Origin of the sequence: Bradyrhizobium sp. U87765 SZCCT0048 (assembly GCF_018131225.1) — a bacterium.
Classification (GTDB): Bacteria; Pseudomonadota; Alphaproteobacteria; order Rhizobiales; family Xanthobacteraceae; genus Bradyrhizobium_A.
The window spans coordinates 478772-498621 of record NZ_JAFCMM010000002.1; the positions used below are offsets into that span (position 1 = coordinate 478772).

The 19850-nt window shown below is 68.7% G+C and carries 13 protein-coding genes; 9 read left to right on the plus strand and 4 right to left on the minus strand.

From position 1 onward, the window contains the following. The first annotated feature begins 261 nt into the window (after positions 1–261). The gene (locus JQ639_RS15320) at positions 262–594 is read left to right on the plus strand and encodes a zinc ribbon domain-containing protein YjdM (RefSeq protein ID WP_349644720.1); all 333 of its coding nucleotides are present in this window, start codon (positions 262–264) and stop codon (positions 592–594) included. A 23-nt stretch (positions 595–617) separates the two neighbouring features. Here the strand turns inward: JQ639_RS15320 and JQ639_RS15325 are convergent, their stop codons facing one another. Beyond that, positions 618–1427 (minus strand): haloacid dehalogenase type II, encoded by an 810-nt coding sequence (locus tag JQ639_RS15325; protein ID WP_349644705.1) that lies wholly within the window; start codon positions 1425–1427, stop codon positions 618–620. 228 nt (positions 1428–1655) lie between these two features. Here JQ639_RS15325 and JQ639_RS15330 point away from each other — a divergent pair, with 228 nt between their 5' ends. Both JQ639_RS15330 and JQ639_RS15335 read left to right on the plus strand, forming a co-directional pair. Beyond that, positions 1656–1937 (plus strand): hypothetical protein, encoded by a 282-nt coding sequence (locus tag JQ639_RS15330; RefSeq protein ID WP_211966897.1) that lies wholly within the window; start codon positions 1656–1658, stop codon positions 1935–1937. A 12-nt stretch (positions 1938–1949) separates the two neighbouring features. Beyond that, positions 1950–4994 carry a caspase family protein gene (locus tag JQ639_RS15335; protein ID WP_211966896.1) on the plus strand — a complete coding sequence of 1015 codons (3045 nt, stop codon included), beginning with the start codon at positions 1950–1952 and terminating at the stop codon, positions 4992–4994. Positions 4995–5330: 336 nt separating this feature from the next. Here the strand turns inward: JQ639_RS15335 and JQ639_RS15340 are convergent, their stop codons facing one another. Then, positions 5331–6338 (minus strand): AraC family transcriptional regulator, encoded by a 1008-nt coding sequence (locus JQ639_RS15340; protein ID WP_211966895.1) that lies wholly within the window; start codon positions 6336–6338, stop codon positions 5331–5333. Between the two features lie 110 nt (positions 6339–6448). Here JQ639_RS15340 and JQ639_RS15345 point away from each other — a divergent pair, with 110 nt between their 5' ends. From JQ639_RS15345 to JQ639_RS15360, 4 genes are all read left to right on the plus strand, one after another. Beyond that, on the plus strand, positions 6449–8089 hold the full coding sequence (locus JQ639_RS15345) for an AMP-binding protein (protein ID WP_211966894.1): 1641 nt from the start codon (positions 6449–6451) through the stop codon (positions 8087–8089). Positions 8090–8134: 45 nt separating this feature from the next. Beyond that, positions 8135–9310 (plus strand): isovaleryl-CoA dehydrogenase, encoded by a 1176-nt coding sequence (locus JQ639_RS15350; RefSeq protein WP_211966893.1) that lies wholly within the window; start codon positions 8135–8137, stop codon positions 9308–9310. Positions 9311–9366: 56 nt separating this feature from the next. After that, on the plus strand, positions 9367–10974 hold the full coding sequence (locus JQ639_RS15355) for a carboxyl transferase domain-containing protein (protein WP_211966892.1): 1608 nt from the start codon (positions 9367–9369) through the stop codon (positions 10972–10974). 88 nt (positions 10975–11062) lie between these two features. Further along, the gene (locus tag JQ639_RS15360; protein ID WP_249123188.1) at positions 11063–13063 is read left to right on the plus strand and encodes an acetyl/propionyl/methylcrotonyl-CoA carboxylase subunit alpha; all 2001 of its coding nucleotides are present in this window, start codon (positions 11063–11065) and stop codon (positions 13061–13063) included. A gap of 16 nt (positions 13064–13079) precedes the next feature. On the opposite strand, the gene JQ639_RS15365 is transcribed toward JQ639_RS15360, so the two are convergent. Further along, positions 13080–16931: an autotransporter domain-containing protein gene (locus tag JQ639_RS15365; RefSeq protein ID WP_211966891.1), complete on the minus strand. Its 3852-nt coding sequence runs from the start codon at positions 16929–16931 to the stop codon at positions 13080–13082. 245 nt (positions 16932–17176) lie between these two features. On the opposite strand from JQ639_RS15365, the gene JQ639_RS15370 reads away from it, so the two are divergent. After that, positions 17177–18319: a helix-turn-helix domain-containing protein gene (locus tag JQ639_RS15370; protein WP_249123185.1), complete on the plus strand. Its 1143-nt coding sequence runs from the start codon at positions 17177–17179 to the stop codon at positions 18317–18319. On the opposite strand, the gene JQ639_RS15375 is transcribed toward JQ639_RS15370, so the two are convergent. Then, on the minus strand, positions 18301–18657 hold the full coding sequence (locus JQ639_RS15375) for a hypothetical protein (protein ID WP_211966890.1): 357 nt from the start codon (positions 18655–18657) through the stop codon (positions 18301–18303). The genes JQ639_RS15370 and JQ639_RS15375 overlap by 19 nt on opposite strands. A gap of 256 nt (positions 18658–18913) precedes the next feature. On the opposite strand from JQ639_RS15375, the gene JQ639_RS15380 reads away from it, so the two are divergent. Next, entirely contained in the window at positions 18914–19849 is a 936-nt protein-coding gene (locus JQ639_RS15380) for an MBL fold metallo-hydrolase (protein WP_249123184.1), read from the plus strand. The last annotated feature ends 1 nt before the right edge of the window (position 19850 follow it).

The following is a 19850-nucleotide window of genomic DNA, read 5'->3' on the forward strand; positions in this document are numbered from 1 at the left end:
ACATGGCGGCCTGCCGCATTCCCGCTCGCGCGCCGGAAGCGTGCGCGGCACCGCCGGCCGCTTCTTCACGCTTGGCCTCATTCCGAAGGCGACCATGGTCAAGGAAGTCGTGTGGGTCTGGACACGCCATTCCGGCGGCGTCTGCTTTGAGCGCCCCGGCAGAGTTGCATCCGCACCGTCAAGCCCATATAGCCACGGCCTACCTGATCTGTCGTTGTCCGTCAGGTTCCCGAAGCTGTTTCGACATCCTGGGCACGGCAGATCTCCCGATGCCCTGGAGAAGTCGCGATGGCTGACGAGAACGACGACTACGTCTATGACGAGGTGACCGGCGAATGGCGCCCCGCGTCGGAGATGGCCAAGGCTGCCGAGACCGGCCGGCCCGTGGTTCGTGACGCGGCGGGAAATGTCCTCGCCGACGGCGACTCGGTGGCCTTGATCAAGGACCTCAAGGTCAAGGGAGCCAATCAGACCCTGAAGCAGGGCACGGTCATCAAGTCGATCCGCCTGACCGACAATGAGGAAGAGATCGATTGCCGTTACGACGGCATCAAGGGCCTCGTCTTGCGCACGGAGTTCGTGCGCAAGCGCTGAGCTGCATCTCAAGGGGCGACCGGTCAGCCCCGCAGCAACGCGTCGGCGAGATCTGTGAAGCTGTTGGCGTAGAGGTCGAACCAGGGTTCGGGTTCGACGTCTGGCCTCGCGGTCGGGCCGAATTCGAGCGGACGGGCGACGAACGCCGTGCGCATGCCGAACGCACGGGCCGCCTTCAGGTCGTACTTGTGGCAGGCAACCATCAGGATCTGGTGAGCCGGGAAGCCGAGATCATCGACAGCAAGCTGATAAACCGCCGGTGACGGCTTGTAGCTGCGCGCGAGTTCGGCGGTCAGCACCGCGTCGAACGGCAGGCGGGCGTGCTTGACCACCGCGATCACCGCGGCCATGCCGGCATTCGACAGGGTCGATGTCACGAAGCGTTCGCGCAGGCGAGACAGGCCCTCGACGCTGTCGGGCCACGCGTCCAGCTTGCTCCAGACGGCGTTCAGCTCGTCGCGCTCGGCGGTGGTGAAGGCCGGAGAGAGGCTGCGCCGCTCGAGCAGCGCGTCCAGCGCTTCGCGATAGATGCGGTCGACCCGGATCCACGCACGCTTTCCGGTGATGACGTCATCCAGCGCCACCCGGTAGAGATTGCGCCACTCGGTGGAGAGAGCTGCCCAGTCGAGGGTGAGGCCCTTGGCCCGGTTGATCGCCTCGCCCGCGCGCAGGATCGGCTGGTAGAAGTCCACGCACGTGCCCTGGACATCGAATGTGATGGCCCGGATATCGTTCAGCCACGTTGCTGCAGTCACCGATTTCATCCCCGCAATTGCCGCTGTGATGGCCAGCCCGCCTGTCTGGATGAGGCTTCGTCGTGTGAGGTCAGGCACCGCGCTGTGTCCCGCAATGGCCAGTGATCGTCAACCGCCGGGCTTTCGCGGATGATGGGCGGGGCATGAGCACGTTTCCTCGTCGGCGGTGTTGGCGATCCGCTGTTGTCCCGGAGATGACGGCGACGGCACGTCGGATGCAAGAGCGCTGTGATTATATAAATTATTGAAACAATCCCCTGGCCGATCGACAACGCCGTCGTGCGCGGCAGGCATGGTCAGCGAGGCATGGTCAGCCTGGCCTTCCAATGGCCCAAATTGTCGGGGATCGGTTTGGGGGCGATCGGCAGCCTGTTGCAACGTTCTTGTCGGGATTGCGGCGACCTGTGGTTTCCGGCCGACGCGTTGCGGAGTGATCAAATGTCGGGGCGGGCGTCGGAGCCCATCGCGGCCTCATCCATGGCGTGGTATGGCGTAACAAGACTTTTGCATTTCACAGGCGTCGAGGCCGGCAGCATTCAGCTTCCATTCAGCGTCACGAACGTCTGCTCAAATATCGGGATCGAGTGAGGACTTCTGTCGATGAAGAAGCTGTTTTGGGTTGCCGCGGCGCTTCTGGCGCTGATGGCCAATGCGCAGGCGGCGGAGCGCCGCATCGCTCTCGTCATCGGCAATGCCAACTATCAAACCGGCTCGTTGCCGACCCCGGCGAACGACGCGGGCCTGGTCGCACAGACCTTGCAGGCGGCCGGCTTCGACGTCACCGGCGCGCGTGACCTGGACCAGGAATCGCTGCGCCGGACATTCCGCGACTTCCTCGACAAGGCGTCGTCCGCAGGACCCGATACCGTCGCCTACGTTTATCTGTCCGGCTATGGCGTGCAGCTCGAGGGCGAGAATTACTTCGTACCGATCGATGCCCGCATCACCAGCGATGCTAGTGTCTCGGCCGAGGCGCTCAGGCTCTCCGACTATCTCAGGCCACTGACCGCCCTTCATTTGAAAGCAAGCGCGGTCGTGCTGGATCTGGCCCGTGCCAATCCGTTCGCCAAGACCGGCAATCCGCTGACGGGTGGTCTTGCCCTGGTCGATCCCGAGCAGGGGACCCTTGTCGCCTTCAATGCCGCTCCCGGCACCATCGCGCCCGACGAGGCCGGCCCGTATTCGGCTTATGCCCAGGCCCTCGCCGAGATCACGCGTGAAGGCGGCGTCGCGCTCGATGAGGTGTTCGTGCGGGTGCGGCTGCGCGTCAACCAGCTCACCAACGGCGCTCAGGTCCCATGGAACGTTTCGAAGCTGCAGGCGCCGTTGTATTTGTTCGAGCGTGCCGCGGATGCGCCGCCGCAGCAGGTGACGGCCGAACAGACCGCGGTGAACCGCCGCCGGCCGATCCGCGATTTCGATGCGCGCGAGGCCTACCTCGCGGCGCTCGACCGCGACACTCTCGCTGGCTACCAGGACTTCCTCGCCGTCTATCCGCGTGATCCGATGGCTGCGCGCGTGCGCGCCATCATCGCCGCCCGCCGGGAAGCCATTGTCTGGCGGGAGACGCGAAACGTCGACTCGCCGCCCGCCTACTGGTCGTATCTGCGGCGCTATCCGCGCGGCGCGCACTCCTACGACGCCCGCCGTCGCCTGGCTTTCCTGTCCGCTGCGTTCGAGCCGCCGCCGCGGTTCGACGAGATCAGCTACGAGGTGCCGCCGCCACCGCCGGAGGAGATCGTCTACGTCGAGCGTCCGGTGCTCGTGTTCGACGATCCGGATTTCGGTTTTGCGCCGCCGCCGCCGCCGCCGCCGATCTTCCTGCCGCCGCCGCCGGTGTATTTCGCCGATCTGCCGCCGCCACCGCCGCCGGTGATCGCGTTCGTGCTGCCGATGCCGGAGTACCGGCCGATGCCGGTGTGGGTCGCGCCGCCGCCGCAGATCGCGCCGCCGCCGACCAACATCATCTACAACAACATCCACAACACGGTGGTGATCAACAACACCACCAACATGGTGACCATCACCAACCCGCAGGGCCAGGCGCAGACCGTGACGCCGGCCGTGGCCGTCGCGCCGCCAACCGCCCCCGCCGCGCCCGGTGCGCCGCCGCCGGCCGTCGCTCTCTCGCCGGCGACCAAGGCCGGCCTCGCGGCAGCCGGTGTCGGCGCAGCAGCCGCCGCCGCCGTGGCGCTGGCGCCGTCGCTGCCGTCGTCGGTCGCCACCAAAGCGGCGACCACGCCTCCTCCCCAGCCGGCTCCGCCGGCGCCGCCGCTGGCGCCGGGCAAAGTCCTGCGCACGCAGGTGACGCCATCGACTACGACGCCGCCGGCCGCCGGCACGGCGCCGGCCCCCGCCGCGCCCGCGGCTGGGCCTGCGACCAACCAGCCGGGCACCCCGCCCGCAGCGGGTGGCGCCGCCACCGGTGGTCAGCCCGCTGTCGCCGCACCGAACCAGGCCGGACAGCCGAAGCAACCCGCCACGGGAGCGCCTGCTGCCGGCGGGACGCCGTCGGCCGGAACGCCCGGTACGCCTGCAACGACACCCGGCACATCTGCACCGACGCCCGGCACCAAGACCGGAACGCCGGCGAGCCCGGCCGGTCAACCGTTGCCGGGGACGGCGGGTGGACAGCCGCTGCCGAAGCAACCGTCGACGGGAGCGCCTCCGGCTGCCGGAACGCAGCCGGCCGGCACGGCCACGGCGCCGAACACCGCGACACCGCCAGCCTCCGGGGCCAAACCGGGGGCCCCGGCAGGGCAGGTCGGACAGCCCTTGCCGGGGGCCGCAGGCGGCCAGCCGCTGCCGCCGAAGCAGCCATCAACGGGGGCACCTGCCGCCGGCGGGACACCGCCGGCCGGATCGGCCGCGCCGCCCAGCACGTCGACGCCGCCGCCATCGGGAGCAAAGGCCGGTGCACCTCCGAGCTCCGGTGGTCAGACCGGGCAACCTTTGCCAGGCGCGGCGGGTGGTCAGGCGCTGCCGCCGAAGCAGCCGTCCGCGGGAGCGCCTCCTGCGGGTGCGGTGCCACCGGCCGGAACGGCCGTTGCTCCCGGCGGCTCCGCGCCTGCGCACGGCACGAAGGTCGAGCCTGCCCCCGTGCCGCCGCCTGCAGCCAAGCCCGTGCCCGCGCCATCGGCTCCGCAGGCGCCGCCACCGCCGGCGGCGAAGCCGGCTGCACCGCCTGCACTGCCGCCCGCGCCAAGAGCCGCGCCGCCCGCACCGCCGCCCGCGGCGCATACGCCTCCACCTGCGCCGCCGCCGGCGCCAAAGCCGGTGCCGCCGCCGCCACCCGCGGTGCACGCGCCGCCTCCGCCACCACCGCCCGCAGCGCGACCGGCTCCGCCGCCTCCGCCTCCGGTGGTGCGCGCGCCGCCACCTCCACCCGTGGTGCATGCGCCGCCACCGCCGCCGCCGCCCGCAGCGCGACCAGCTCCGCCGCCTCCGCCACCGGTGGTGCATGCGCCGCCGCCGCCACCACCACGACCGGCGCCGCCGCCACCGCCACCTGTGGTGCATGCACCGCCGCCACCACCACCACCGCCGGCGCCCAAACCGGCTCCGCCGCCGCCGCCTGCGGCTGCGAAGCCCGCCCCGCCGCATGGATGTGTGCTGCCGAACGGCCAGCCCTGTCCGCCCAAGTAAACTGGGCCTGATTCTCGACCGGGCGATGGGAGAACAACTCCCATCGCCCGGAACGGCGCCAAGGGACGGTCCGTCATGGATTCGTCCGTGGCGAGCGCCAGAGACAGCCGATTGAATTCAGCACGCGGCGAGACCGGGACAGGTGTTGCCGCACGACCGGCTCCGCGACGGAGCGAGCGCGCTGTCGAGCGAAGCGGGCACCGGCTCGTGACGACAACGCGTCGAACCAAGAACCAGAACGCGTTCACGCTTCCATCAAAAGCGAACGCCCGCGAGGCTCTCAGTTCGCGGTCACGATCGCGTCGAACCCAGCGGGATCCTCGATCTCCGGACGTGTCAGGCCGTGATGCGAGGCTTCGACCGATACCCGCTCGGCGACTGCCCGGTCCAGTCGCGGAACGCGCGCGTAAAGCTCTTTTCACTGCGGAAGCCGACGGCGCGCGCGATCTGCTTGATCGGCCTTTTGGTGCGGCTGAGAAGATCGATGGCTCGCTCGCGCCGTACCTCGTCCTTGAGGGCTTGCAGCGACGTGCCCTCGTCGCTGAGCATGCGATGGACGCTGCGCACCGACAGGTTCAGCGCGTCGGCGAGCGCGGTGGCGGACAGAGCGCCGCGGTGCAGATGCTCGCGGACGCGCTGGGTCAGCAGGCGGTCGCGACGATATTTCAACACCGTGAGCGGCAGCGCCCGGAACAGCATGGTGCGCAGCGCCCGCTCGTCCCGCCGCGGCGGCAGCGCGAGGTAGCGCGCATCGAAGCGATAGCCAGTCCAGCCGGCCTCGAACTGCACCGGGCCGGGTGCGAACAGCAGCGGATAGACATCCGCATGCGGCGGCGGCGCGAACGCAAGGCCGCTCTCGAGCAGCGGGATTCGCGAGTCGACCAGCCAGCAGGCATAGCCGAGCACGAAGCGCAGACTGGTGACGAGGCAGAACTCGCGCATGGCGCCGAGGTCACGGTGCTCGGTCAGCGCCAGTTCGGCGACATCGCCATCGATGCGCAGGGTGTGGGTAAGGTCCTCGGTGAGCAGGCGGTGATGGCGGCACCAGCGCTTGAGCGCGACGCCCAGCGTCGGCGAGGTCAGCGACGCCCGGCATAGCATGCCGTAGCTCCCCCAGGGCAGCCGCCGGCCGAACCAGCCCAGCGCCTCGTCGTCCAGCTCCTGCATCGCGATGCCGGAAATGGTCTCCATCTGGGCGGCGGTAATGCGGCCGTCCGGCTGGCGCAATAGCGCTGGCGTGATTTGTGCTCGCCGCAAGGCCGAGCGGGGATCCCGGCCGTATTTTTCGTAAGCCAGAATCATGGCGTTGACGAAAGCAACGGGAGTGGCGGCGACCTGCGACATGCTGTGAGTATGGCACGATTTGCAACCTATTTGGCAGCAAAAGCGCCCCGGACAGGCCTAGCGTGGAGCCCGTCGAGCGGCCGCAGAGCCGCAGCCGGAGGGAACGCGACATGGCCACCGACCCCAACCTGTCTCACGTCGAGGGCGACGCCACCGCGCCGCTCAGCGACCTGACCATTTTCGCGTTGCTGGCCGACACCGCCGCCCGCTTCCCCGACCGGCTTGCCGTCGTGTTCCGCGAGCAGGGCGTGCGCTGGACCTGGCGCCAGTTCCAGGCCGAAGTCGAGCGGTTCGCCGCCGGCCTGCAGGCGCTCGGCCTGGCGCGCGGCGACCGCGTCGGCATCTGGTCGCCCAACCGCAGCGAATGGCTGGTGACCCAGTTCGCCACCGCCCGCCTCGGCCTCATCCTGGTCAACATCAATCCTGCCTACCGCCTCTCCGAGCTGGAATACGCGCTGCGCCTCTCCGGCTGCCGCGCCATCATCTCGGCCGAGCAGCTCAAGACCTCGAAATACCTCGAGATGCTCGCGACCGTGCGGCCGCAATTGCCAGCGCTGCAGTGGATCATCCGGCTCGGCGACGGCGAGACGCCGGACATGCTGCGTTATGCCGACGTCATGGCGCGCGGCGAGGGTGTGCGGATCGTCGACCAGGCGCTCGGCTGCCACGACCCGATCAACATCCAGTTCACCAGCGGCACCACCGGCAATCCCAAGGGCGCGACACTCACGCACCACAACGTCGTCAACAACGCCCGCTTCATCGCCAGGGCGATGACCTTCAGCGAGATCGACCGGCTGTGCATTCCGGTGCCGCTGTATCACTGCTTCGGCATGGTGCTGTCCGTGCTCGCCTGCGTCAGCGCCGGCGCCACCATGGTGTTTCCCGGCGAGGCGTTCGATCCCGGCGCGGCGCTGGCGGCGGTCGCCGAGGAGCGCTGCACCGCGCTCCACGGCGTGCCGACGATGTTCATCGCCGAACTCGCCCACCCCGACTTCCGCAGCTTCGACCTGTCGTCGCTGCGCACCGGCATCATGGCGGGCTCGCCCTGCCCGATCGAGACCATGAAGCAGGTCGTCGCGCAGATGAACATGTCCGAGGTGACCATCGCCTATGGCATGACCGAGACGTCGCCGGTGTCGTTCCAGAGCTCGACCACCGATCCGATGGAGCGCCGCGTCACCACTGTCGGCCGCATCCAGCCCCGCCTGGAAGCCAAGGTCATCGATGCCGAGGGCAACGTCCTGCCCCGCGGCGCCACCGGCGAGCTGTGCGTGCGCGGCTACTCGGTGATGCAGGGCTACTGGGAGGATCCGGCGCGCACCGCCGAAGTGGTCAGGGACGGCTGGATGCACACCGGCGACCTCGCCACCATCGACGACGAGGGCTACTGCAACATCGTCGGCCGCGCCAAGGACATGCTGATCCGCGGCGGCGAGAACGTCTATCCCCGCGAGATCGAGGAATTCCTGTTCCGCTTTCCCAAGGTGCAGTCGGTGCAGGTATTCGGCGTACCCGACACCAAATACGGCGAAGAGATCTGCGCCTGGATCGTGCTCAAGCCCGGCGAGAGCAGCACGGCCGAGGAGATCCGCGACTTCTGCCGCGACCAGATCGCCCATTACAAGATTCCGCGCTATGTCCGCTTCGTCGACGAGATGCCGATGACGGTGACCGGCAAGTTCCAGAAATTCGTGATGCGCGATCACATGATCGACGAACTCAACCTCGGAGAGATCAGGACCGCCTGAGCCGTCTCCGCACGCCAATCCCTGCAATACCCGGAGGATGTTTCCATGCGCCACGACACCGCCCTGAGCTTTCCGCTCGGTGAGACCATCGAAATGCTGCGCGACACCGTCGGCAGCTTCGCCGCGGACGAGATCGCGCCGCGCGCCGCGGCGATCGACGCCGACAACCAGTTTCCCCATGACCTCTGGAAAAAGCTCGGCGATCTCGGCGTCCACGGCCTGACCGTCAGCGAGGAGTATGGCGGCAGCGGCCTCGGCTACCTTGCCCACATGGTGGCGATGGAGGAAATCTCGCGCGCCTCGGCCGCGGTCGGCCTGTCCTACGGCGCGCACTCGAATCTGTGCGTCAACCAGATCCACCGCAACGGCAACGCCGCCCAGAAGGCGAAGTACCTGCCCAAGCTGGTGTCCGGCGACCATGTCGGCGCGCTGGCCATGAGCGAGCCGAACGCCGGCTCCGACGTCGTCAGCATGAAGCTGCGCGCCGACCGCCGCGGCGACCGTTATGTGCTCAATGGCTCCAAGATGTGGATCACCAATGGCGGCGACGCCGACACGCTGGTGGTCTACGCCAAGACCGAGCCGGACGCCGGTGCCAAGGGCATGACCGCCTTCATCATCGAGAAGGGCTTCAAGGGCCTCACCTTCGGCACCAAGCTCGACAAGCTCGGCATGCGCGGCTCCAACACCTATCCGATCTTCTTCGAGAATTGCGAGGTGCCGGCCGAGAACGTGCTGGGCGCCGAAGGCGATGGCGTGCGCGTGCTGATGAGCGGCCTCGACTACGAGCGCGCGGTGCTGTCGGGCGGGCCGCTCGGCATCATGGCGGCGTGCATGGACGTGGTGCTGCCTTACGTGCACGACCGCAAGCAGTTCGGCCGCAGCATCGGCGAATTTCAGCTGATGCAGGGCAAGCTCGCCGACATGTACACCACGCTGCAGGCCTGCCGCGCCTATGTCTACGCCGTCGGCCAGGCCTGCGACCGGGCGGACCATGCGCGTTCGCTGCGCAAGGACGCCGCCGGCGCCATTCTCTATTCCGCGGAGCGCGCCACCTGGATGGCCGGCGAGACGATCCAGGTGCTCGGCGGCAACGGCTACATCAACGAGTATCCCGCCGGACGGCTGTGGCGCGACGCCAAGCTGTACGAAATCGGCGCCGGCACCAGCGAGATCCGCCGCATGCTGATCGGCCGCGAACTGTACGCCGAGACGATGTAACGGCGGCGAGACGCCATTCCATCGGCCGCCAGGCGGAGCCAAGGGGACCCAAGTCCATGCAAGCCCTGAAGACCCAGATCAACCCGCAGTCAGACGAGTTCCGCGGCAACGCTGCGGCGATGCGCACGCTGGTCGACGACCTCCGCGCCAAGGCCGCCGCAACCGCCCTTGGCGGCGACGAGGCGTCCCGCGCCAAGCACACCGCGCGCGGCAAGCTGCTGCCGCGCGACCGTGTCGCGCAACTGCTCGACCCCGGCACGCCATTCCTCGAGATCGGCCAGCTCGCGGCACACGGCATGTACGACGGCGACGCGCCGGCGGCCGGCCTGATCGCCGGCGTCGGCTCGATCCAGGGGCAGCATTGCGTGGTGGTCGCCAACGACGCCACGGTGAAGGGCGGCACCTACTACCCGATGACGGTGAAGAAGCATCTGCGCGCGCAGGAGATCGCCGAGCAGAACAACCTGCCTTGCGTCTATCTCGTCGATTCCGGCGGCGCGTTCCTGCCGCGCCAGGACGAGGTGTTTCCCGACCGCGAGCATTTCGGCCGCATCTTCTACAACCAGGCCAACATGTCGGCGAAGGGCATCCCGCAGGTCGCGGTGGTGATGGGTTCGTGCACCGCGGGCGGTGCCTATGTGCCGGCGATGAGCGACGAGACCGTCATCGTGCGCAATCAGGGCACCATCTTCCTCGGCGGCCCGCCGCTGGTGAAGGCGGCGACCGGTGAAGTCGTCACGGCCGAGGATCTCGGCGGCGGCGACGTCCATACCCGCATCTCCGGCGTCGCCGATCATCTCGCGGAGAACGATGCGCACGCCCTGACCATCGCCCGCCGCATCGTCGCCAATCTCAACCGTCCGAAGACCATGCCGGTGGCGATGGCGGCGAGCGAGGAACCGCTGTACGACCCCAGCGAGATCTACGGCATCATTCCGCAGGACACCCGCAAGCCCTACGACGTGCGCGAGATCATCGCCCGCGTCGTCGACGGCTCGCGGTTCGACGAGTTCAAGGCGCGCTACGGCTCGACCCTCGTCACCGGCTTCGCGCGGCTCTATGGCATGCCCGTCGGCATCATCGCCAACAACGGCATCCTGTTTTCGGAATCGGCGCAGAAGGGCGCGCACTTCATCGAGCTGTGCGCCCAGCGTGGCATCCCTCTGCTGTTCCTGCAGAACATCACCGGCTTCATGGTCGGCCGCAAATACGAGAACGGCGGCATCGCCAAGGACGGCGCCAAGATGGTGACCGCGGTCGCCACCGCCCAGGTCCCCAAGATCACCATGCTGATCGGCGGCAGCTTCGGCGCCGGCAACTATGGCATGTGCGGCCGCGCCTATTCGCCGCGCTTCCTGTGGATGTGGCCGAACGCGCGCATCAGCGTCATGGGTGGCGAGCAGGCCGCCGCCGTGCTCGCGACCGTCAAGCGTGACGGCCTGACGCGCAACGGCGGAACCTGGAGCGCCGAGGAGGAAGAGCGCTTCAAGGCACCGATCCGCGACCAGTACGAAGACCAGGGCCACCCCTACTACGCGACCGCGCGGTTGTGGGACGACGGCGTCGTCGATCCCGCCCAGGCTCGCCGTGTCCTCGGCCTGTCGTTCGCCGCGACGCTCAACGCGCCGATCCCGCCGACGAAGTTCGGCGTGTTCCGGATGTGAGCGCGGCCATGACGCCCCGCATCCTTGTTCGCTCCCATCTCATGCCGCGCGACATGCCCGTGACCGGGCCAGCCGTGGAGACATCCCCATGTTCAGCAAGATCCTGATCGCCAATCGCGGCGAGATCGCCTGCCGCGTCATCAAGACGGCGCGGCGGCTCGGCATCGCCACCGTCGCGGTGTATTCCGAGGCCGACGCCAATGCCCGCCATGTCCGCATGGCTGACGAAGCGGTGTTGATCGGGCCGCCGGCGGCGCGCGACTCCTACCTGCGCGGCGACGTCATCCTCGAGGCCGCCCGCCGCACCGGCGCGCAGGCGATCCATCCCGGCTACGGCTTCCTGTCGGAGAACGACGGCTTCGCCGAGGCCTGCGAGAAAGCCGGCATCGTCTTCATCGGCCCGCCGGCGTCCGCGATCCGCGCCATGGGCTCGAAGTCGGCTGCCAAGGCGCTGATGGAGAAGGCGAGCGTGCCACTGACGCCGGGCTATCACGGCGACAACCAGGATCCGGCGTTTCTTGCCGAACAGGCCGGGCACATCGGCTATCCGGTGCTGATCAAGGCGAGTGCCGGCGGCGGCGGCAAGGGCATGCGCCGTGTCGACGCGCCCGCCGACTTCGCTGCCGCGCTGACGTCGTGCCGGCGCGAGGCGGCCAACGCCTTCGGCAACGACCATGTGCTGGTCGAGAAGTATGTGCTCAAGCCCCGCCACATCGAGATCCAGGTGTTCGGCGACAGTTTCGGCGACTGCGTCTACCTGTTCGAGCGCGATTGCTCGGTGCAGCGCCGTCACCAGAAGCTGCTGGAGGAAGCCCCCGCGCCTGGCATGACCGCCGAGCGCCGCGCGGCGATGGGCCAGGCGGCGGTGAACGCGGCCAAGGCCGTCGGCTATGTCGGCGCCGGCACGGTGGAATTCATCGCCAACCAGGACGGCAGCTTCTACTTCATGGAGATGAACACCCGTCTGCAGGTCGAGCATCCGGTGACCGAGATGATCACGGGCCTCGACCTCGTCGAGTGGCAACTGCGGGTGGCGAGCGGCGAGCGGTTGCCGCTGCGCCAGGAGCAGCTCGCGATCGAGGGCCACGCCATCGAGGCGCGCATCTATGCCGAGGATCCCGACAAGGGCTTCCTGCCTTCGACCGGCCGCCTCGTCCACCTCGTGCCGCCGACCGACGAGGACCATGTCCGCGTCGACACCGGCGTCGAGCAGGGGGACGAGATCACTCCCTATTACGACCCGATGATCGCCAAGCTGATCGTGTGGGGCGTCGACCGCGCCCAGGCGCTGGCGCGCCTGCGCCAGGCGCTGGCGCATTACCGCGTCGTCGGCGTGTCGAACAATGTCGACTTCCTCGCCAGGCTCGTCGCCATCCCCTCGTTCGCCAACGCCCAGCTCGACACCGGGCTGATCGAGCGCGAGCAGGCACTGCTGTTCCCGCCGGCCGATCATGTGCCCGACGACGTCTGGCTGATCGCCGCGCTCGCCGAGCTGCTGCGCGAACGCCGCGTCGCCGCGGTGCGGGCGGCCGCGGCGCCTGATCCGCACTCGCCGTGGCGCCGCCTCGATGGCTGGCGTCTGAACGGCCGCGCCGAGCGCCAGCTCAGCCTGCGGCTGCGCGACGTCCAGCAGGATGTCGGCGCCGTGGTGTCGACCACCGGCTACCAGCTGACCCTCAACGGCCGCAGCGTCACCGCGCAGGGCACGTCCGGGGAGGGCGGCAAGCTGTTCGCCCAGTTCGGCGACCGCCGCATCCATGCGGTGGTCGTGGTCGCCGGCGAACGGCGGCAAGTGTTCTTCGAGGGACGCTCGTGGCCGCTTGCGCTGATCGACACGCTGCATGTCGGCGGCGGCGGCGAGGACGTCGAAGGCGGCCTGCGCGCGCCGATGCCTGGCAAGGTCGTCACCCTGGTCGCGGCCGTCGGCGCGACGGTGGACAAGGGCGCGCCGCTACTGGTGCTGGAGGCGATGAAGATGGAGCACACCATCACCGCGCCGCGCCGCGGCGTCGTCAAGGGCTTCCGCGTCGCCGCTGGCGATCAGGTGTCCGACGGTGCGGACCTCGTCGATTTCGAGGCGGCCGAGTAACCGTCAGGCGCGGCGCCTACCACGCGTAGCGCACGACGCCCTTGCCGGCGTAGCTGCGACTGACGTTCGAGAACTCGCCGTCGAAGGTCGCGCTCGCGGACCAGCCGTTGCGCCAGGCGATTTCGGCCGCCGCTGTGGTGAGCGCGGCGTCTCGGGCCTGCGCCGCACCGTTCACCACGAACGAGGCGCCCGGCAGCGCCTGGAAGGTCGCGGCAACCGCGCGGTCCGGATTGAAGTCGTGGGCCCAGGCGGCGCGGCCGCGCAGCGTCAGGATCGCATCACCCAGCGCGAACGACCTGTCAGTGCGGAGACCGAGCTCGCTGCGGGTGTCGGTGACGCTGCGCCCATTATAGTTCAGTGCGAACGCGGTGCTGCCCGCGATCACACGTTCAGCGGAGGCCGGCAGATCGATGGTGGTGAACTGGCCGGCGACATAGGGCGTGAGGCCGACGCCGCCAAGCCACGGCATCGCGACGCGGTAGCCGCCCTCGATCCGCCCCGCATAGGTGTCGGCGTTGAAGCGTCCCTGCAGCTGATCGGCGCCTGCAGCCGTGACCGTGCGATTGATGGTGACGTCCTGCCAGCCGTACGCCAATGCGCCGGACAGATAGGCCGCGCCCATCGTGTGACGCACGAATGCGCCGGCCTGAAACAGATCGGAACGGCCGGAGCCGCCATTGGCCACACTGAAGCTCGTGCCGCCACCGGCGAGCGCGAAACCCGCAACGGTATTGGGTGAGAAGCGATAGTCGGCGCCGACCGCGGTGCCGAACACCCGGCTGGTGGCGGTGTTCGATCCCACGGCGCCGTTGCCGTCGGTGGTCTGCGTGCCGCCATAGCCGGCGGCCCACACATTCCAGCGCGACACCAGCCCATCCTGCGGCGGCGCCTTGGTGATCATGCCCAGGGCTTCGCGCTCGGCTGCGCCGCGTCTCGCGCCGGCATACGCCATCGCGTCGTCGGCGAACGACAACGGAGCGCCGCCAGCCGTCCCGCGGCCATCGACAAAGGGATCACCCAGGAGACCGAGAAACTGGTTCATGGCGTTGAAAGTCGTCTGCTGCACGCCGGTAACCGTTTCGCCGGAGGCCTGCGTCAGGCCCATCGGCGTCAATGCGCCATACGCCGCGGCGATGCCCCCCGTGGCATTGAAAAATCCCGTCAGCGCATCGGCGACCTGTTGCTGGTTGCGGTTGAGGCCGGATGGCAGCGCAAACCTCAGCGACAGGTCGAGATAGACGTCGTTGGCATCGTAGCTGAGGCTCGGGCGGAAGTTGGCCGGCGTCCCCAATGTCGCCAGCGTTCCGAACGTGCCGCTGACACCCCCGGTGGCGGTCAGGATCGTGTAGCGCTTGGCGACATAGCTTCCGGTCGTAAAACTTGCGCCCAGCGTGGCGCCGTTGATCGTCGCGGTGCCCGTGACCGCCACCCGCGAAGCGGCCGCGGGCGTGAGCAGCGCCAGGTAGATCGCGCCGGACTGCAGCGCGAGATTGCCGCCAACGGCGAGCGTGGCAACCGAGGAACCGTTGCCCGGCGCGAGTATGCCGCCGCCGGCGATCGTGGTCGCGCCGACGGTGCCGCTGCCGCTGAGCACCGCCCCGCTCGCGACCGTCGTCAGGCTCGACGATGCGGTCGATCCGTCGACCTGCAGTATGCCCGCGCTGACCGTCGTCGCGCCGGAATAGGTGTTGACGCCGGTGAGATCGAGCACGCCGCTACCCGTCTTGGTCAGCCCCGTCGTCCCGGCGCCGTTCTGGATCAGGCCGGAGAACACCGTCGAGGTGTTGTCGCCTCCCGCGGTGAGGATCGCCGCGCTGCCGCTGTTGGTGACGGTGCCGGAGCCTGTCAACGAACCGACGGCATTGGAAAAACCGGAGAGATCGAGCACCGCGCCGCCGGCGACGGTCATCGCCGAGTTGGTGCCAAAGGCGCTGGTCGAGCCGGCTTGCAGCGTGCCCGCGATCACCGTGGTCGGCCCGCGATACGTATTGAGGCCGGAGAGAACCAGCGTGCCGGCATAGCCGCCCGCAGCATTGACGACGACATCGCCGGAGCCGGACAGCACGCCGGTCAGGCTTGTGGTGCTGCCGGTGAGCACGTTGTAGGTCGGATCGCCGGTCGCGACGATGCTGTTGCCGATCACAAAACTGCCGTTGAAGTTCACGGTGACGCCGGCGGCGCCGCCATTGAGCGCCAGCGTGCCGCTTCCGAGCGCCTGGCTGTTGCCGACGACCAGGGTACTGCCTTCGTTGATGGTCGTGCCGCCGCTGAAGGTGTTGGCGCCCGACAGCGTCAGGGTGCCGCTGCCGCTCTTGGTGAGCGCGCTCTGCCCGCCGGTGCCGCCGAGCCCATCCGCGGCGGCAGCGCCGCCCGAGCCATTTTGATCGGCGATGGCATCGGAGATCGTGTAGTTGCCGGCGCCGATCGTCAGCGCCGAGCCCTGCAGGAAAAAGCCCGCGCCGAAGGCGGAGCCCGTGTTGGCGCCTGAACCACCCGTCGCGGTGTTGCCCGTGACGCCGCCGCTGCCGTTGATGGTCAGCGTGCCGCCCTTGGCGACAAAGACGGCGCCCCCCATGGCGCCGCCGCCGCCTCCCGCGGCCGAGCCGCCATTGCCGGCACCAAATCCGGCCTGCCCTGCAATGGGACCGCTGCCACCGCCCGCGCCGAAGCCACCATTGCCTCCCACGCCCGTTGTGGACCCGAAACCGGCGGCGCCACCTCCTCCGCCGTATCCACCATTTCCGCCGGTGCCGCCAAATCCGTTGCCGCCGATGCCGCCGCCGCCGCCGCCGAAGCCGCCCTTGCCTCCCGTGACAAAGCCAACCGCACCGCTGCCGCCCCCGCCGAAGCCGCCCGCAGTACCGGCCGTGGTCCCGTTCGGTCCGCCGCCACCGCCGCCGAACCCGCCGTTCCCCCCTTGCGTCGGGTTGCCTGCCTGGCCACCAAATCCACCGCCGCCAGAGCCGCCGAAGCCGAAGGCATCCTGGCCGCTGCCACCGCCACCACCGCCTTGGGCGCCGCCCGTCGTGCCATAGCCGTTTCCACCGCGCTGAGCGGCGAGACCGCCGATGCCGAGGCCGCCGTTCTGCCCATTGGCGGTGAGGCTACCGCCGGCGCCGGTGTATCCGCCACCGCCACCGCCGGCCGGATATCCGATGCCGCCGGCGCCGAAAACGCCGCCACCACCCGCGGAGCCGTTGCCGGAGCCGCCGCCTCCGGCACCATACAAGCCACCGCCGCCACCGCCATTGAGACCACTGGAGTTTGTCGCCCCCCCGGCTCCGCCGAGGCCGCCACCACCCCCGCTCGTCCCCGTGGCACCGGCACCGCCGATGGCGCTGTTGCTGCTGAATGAGACGCCGGACAGGGTCACATTTCCTGATTGATTGACGAACAGCGCGCCACCGGCGCCCATCCCACCGCCGCCACCGCCGCCGCCGGCACCGCCTTGCGCAACGGCATTGGCAAGGGTCAGGTTGTTGAGGGCGACGTTCTGGGTCTGCGCAACGATCGAGCCGGCAACGGCCGCGCTGGCCTGGGTTGCACTGTCGACGCCGACGAGAAAGATACGCTGCGAGCCGCTGCCGCTGATCGTGTTGCCGTTGCCATTGATCGTCACCGAGTTGAGGATCGGCGACAACGCGCCGGACAGGGTGACGCTGGTCGCGATGTTGATGGTCACCGGCGAGGACTGCGCATTGGCATAGGCGAGCGCATAGCTCAGCGTCCCGGCGGCGCCGGTCGTCCCGTCCGACGTCGTGCCCGGATCGCTCGCGATGGTGACGGTGCAGGTATTGCCCGCACATTGCGCATGCGCGGCCGCACAGCCAAGGAAGCACGAGGCGATCAATGCGACGCCGGCCCGCATCAGACGATGACTGAACGTGCTCCCCGAGTGTCCAGGTAAAGGCGGCCAGGCAAGTGCTGACAGCAGTGGCAGAACCGGTCGGTTTGTCATGAGCGTCTCGAACGAAAATCGAACAAGGGATGGCGGCACGCAGGTCGCTCAAGGCCATAGCAGGCCAGCCGTCCACATAATGTGCCTGGTGTCTCAGCCGCCGATTTCCCATGCCCGGTGATGCAGCCACGGCACATCGGACGGGATGCCCCCGATTGGTCGCCGACTGGCGGGGCTTCCAGGCCCGACTGGCCCCACGTCCCCTCATTTCGCCCGACACTGCCGCTTGCACAGCGATGTCGGGATGGCTACATCCCACCTGTGGTGGTGTGGGGCGCTTTCCTGTGAACGACAGCAAAGTGGCTGATGATCCCGAGCGCGGGGCGCACGCGCTGGCGTTGCTGCGCGCCGCGACGGTCGACATCTGCGATGTCATTCCCCGCACCGCCGAGGCCGAATTCCATATTACGACCGTGACGCAGATGACCGGCAACGCCTTGCTGGTGGATTCATCCGTCACCGCGCTGGAATACGACCGAACGCCCGCGCACATCGCCCGCGGAGGCCTCGACCACTACCACATCACCCTGTGCCTGGCCGGAGAGATGTGGTTCAGCTCCGGGCGTCGCGAGCTGACGCTGCGGCCCGGCGACATCGGCCTCCTCGACATGGCATCGCCGAACCGGACGGTGCTGACGGCGGCGCATGGCGGCCGTACACGCCTGATGACACTCATCGTGCCGCGCGCCTTGCTGGCGCCGCGGCTCGCCCACCCGGATTCGGCCATGGCCACCCTGCCGGCCAACCATCCCCATGCGCGCCTTCTCGCCGACCAGTTCGACGCGCTGTGGCGCCTCGAAGAGCCGGAAGCCGGCGCTGAAGCGACGGTCGCCGCGATGGCCGACGTCATCGCCGTCGTCGCCGGATGCACGGCCGACACCGAGCGAGGCATCGACGGCGCCGAGCGCCACCTCTATCTCGCGACGATCAAGCGCCACATCGCCGGACACCTCGAGAGCGCAGCGCTCACCGTCCAGGATCTCTGCCAGCGCTTCCAGATTTCGCGCGCGAGCCTCTACCGCCTTTTTGAGGCCGATGGCGGCTTTGCGCACTACGTCCAGGAGCAGCGGCTCAACCGTGCGCTGACGCTGCTGATCGCGTCGCCATCCCACGGCAGGCGCCTGATCGATCTTGCTGTAGATCTGCAATTCGCAAGCGATTCCACGTTCGTGCGCGCGTTCCGCCAGAAGTTCGGCCTGACGCCCGGCGAGATCCGCAAGCGTGCCGAAGCCTGGCTGCTCGAAACGGGAACAGCGCCGACAACGGACAATCTGCTGCATCAGCTCGTGCAGCGCTGAAGCGACAGCCGCGCGACGAAGTCGCCTGCGATGCAATGCGTTTGCGGCACTTCCAGCCGTCGCCAGAACCGGCACACGGTAAACGATTCCGGCAAGGCGCACCGATGCCCGATCGTTCCCGCCGCCACGTCCTGCATACGGCCGCCGTCGCCGGCATCACTCCCGCCCTGACGCATCGGGCGGCATGGGCCGGCGATCTCGCCGACGGCAGCTTCCGGCGCGAAGTCGTCGCTCTGCTCGGCCGCCGTCATCCCGAGTGGACAATCATCCCCGCCGAAGATCCGGCCCATGATGTCGATCGCCAGCCGGTCGACGGTGCGGCTGACGGCCGGTCGCACCTGCCAGGTTCCGATCGATGACAGAGGATGACGCGACAAACCTTTTTGACGGCACCGCGAGCCGGACGAAGCAAGTCTTGCATTTTCATGCCGCGTCGTTGAGTCTGCCCGGCGATGATCATCGGGAAGCCCGGCGTCTTCCGGCGGATGGAATACCCGGTGACATGATCGACGGGAAAGCCGCGGGATTGCCGGCCCCGACGGCTGCGGCGGCGCCAACCGCGCCGGGGAATGGCTTAAGGGGAGGATTTTTGAGTTGACGTCTGCTGCCTCCCAGCCGGGAATGCGCGCGCCCATCAAGCGCGCGGACTTCGGCCCTGTCTCCGTGTTCTTCGGCGAGAAGAACGGCAAGTACCCCGATGGCAATCAGGTGATCGTTCGCGGCGCGGACGTGCGCGCGGCGTTCGATGCTCCGCTGGTGTCCAACTCGATCGGCCCCGAGTTCGACGCCACCGAGCTGGTGATCATGGGCCATATCCATGAAGACCACATGGCCGGCCTGCACCGCCTGCCCAGAGCCGCCGTGCATGTGCACGAGGACGATCTCGCCGCCGCGCGCAGCTGGGACGGCCTGGTGGCGGCATTCGGCGTCAGCGACGAGGCGCGCATCGCGCAGATGCTGACGCGCTTCCAGCACGAGCTGTTCTACGCGCCTCGGCCCGATGCACAGGGATATGCGGACGGCGCGTCATGGGATCTCGGCGGCGGCATACGGGTGCGCGCGTTCCACGCGCCGGGTCACACCGCCGGCCACTGCGTGCTGCTGGTCGAGCCGGAAGGCGTCGCGTTCATCGGCGACATCGACCTGACAGGCTTCGGGCCGTACTATGGCGACGCGAGTTCGAGCCTTCGCGATTTCCGCCGCAGCCTGAAGATGCTGCCGGAGATTCCGGCGACGGTGTGGGTCACTGCCCATCACCGCGGCGTCTATACCGATCGCGCGCGCTTCCTGGAGGATCTCGCCGCCTACACCGCCAAGCTCGACGAGCGCAACGAGCGCCTCATCGCCATGCTCGGCGAAGGCCCGAAGACGCTGGCGCAGTTGGTCAAGCAGCGGCTGCTCTATCCGCCGACCTATGACAGCCCGTGGGTCGACGACGCCGAGGCGTGGACGATTTCGGAGCATCTCACCGAGCTCATCGCCGCTGGGCGGGTCCGCGTCGACGAAGGCAGCGTCTACCGGCTGGCATGAA

Coding starts and splice junctions, on each gene's coding strand:
- JQ639_RS15330 (WP_211966897.1), top strand. CDS start 1,656: ATGGTCAGCCTGGCCTTCCAATGGCCCAAATTGTCGGGGATCGGTTTG.
- JQ639_RS15335 (WP_211966896.1), top strand. CDS start 1,950: ATGAAGAAGCTGTTTTGGGTTGCCGCGGCGCTTCTGGCGCTGATGGCC.
- JQ639_RS15340 (WP_211966895.1), bottom strand. CDS start 6,338: ATGTCGCAGGTCGCCGCCACTCCCGTTGCTTTCGTCAACGCCATGATT.
- JQ639_RS15345 (WP_211966894.1), top strand. CDS start 6,449: ATGGCCACCGACCCCAACCTGTCTCACGTCGAGGGCGACGCCACCGCG.
- JQ639_RS15350 (WP_211966893.1), top strand. CDS start 8,135: ATGCGCCACGACACCGCCCTGAGCTTTCCGCTCGGTGAGACCATCGAA.
- JQ639_RS15355 (WP_211966892.1), top strand. CDS start 9,367: ATGCAAGCCCTGAAGACCCAGATCAACCCGCAGTCAGACGAGTTCCGC.
- JQ639_RS15360 (WP_249123188.1), top strand. CDS start 11,063: ATGTTCAGCAAGATCCTGATCGCCAATCGCGGCGAGATCGCCTGCCGC.
- JQ639_RS15365 (WP_211966891.1), bottom strand. CDS start 16,931: ATGCGGGCCGGCGTCGCATTGATCGCCTCGTGCTTCCTTGGCTGTGCG.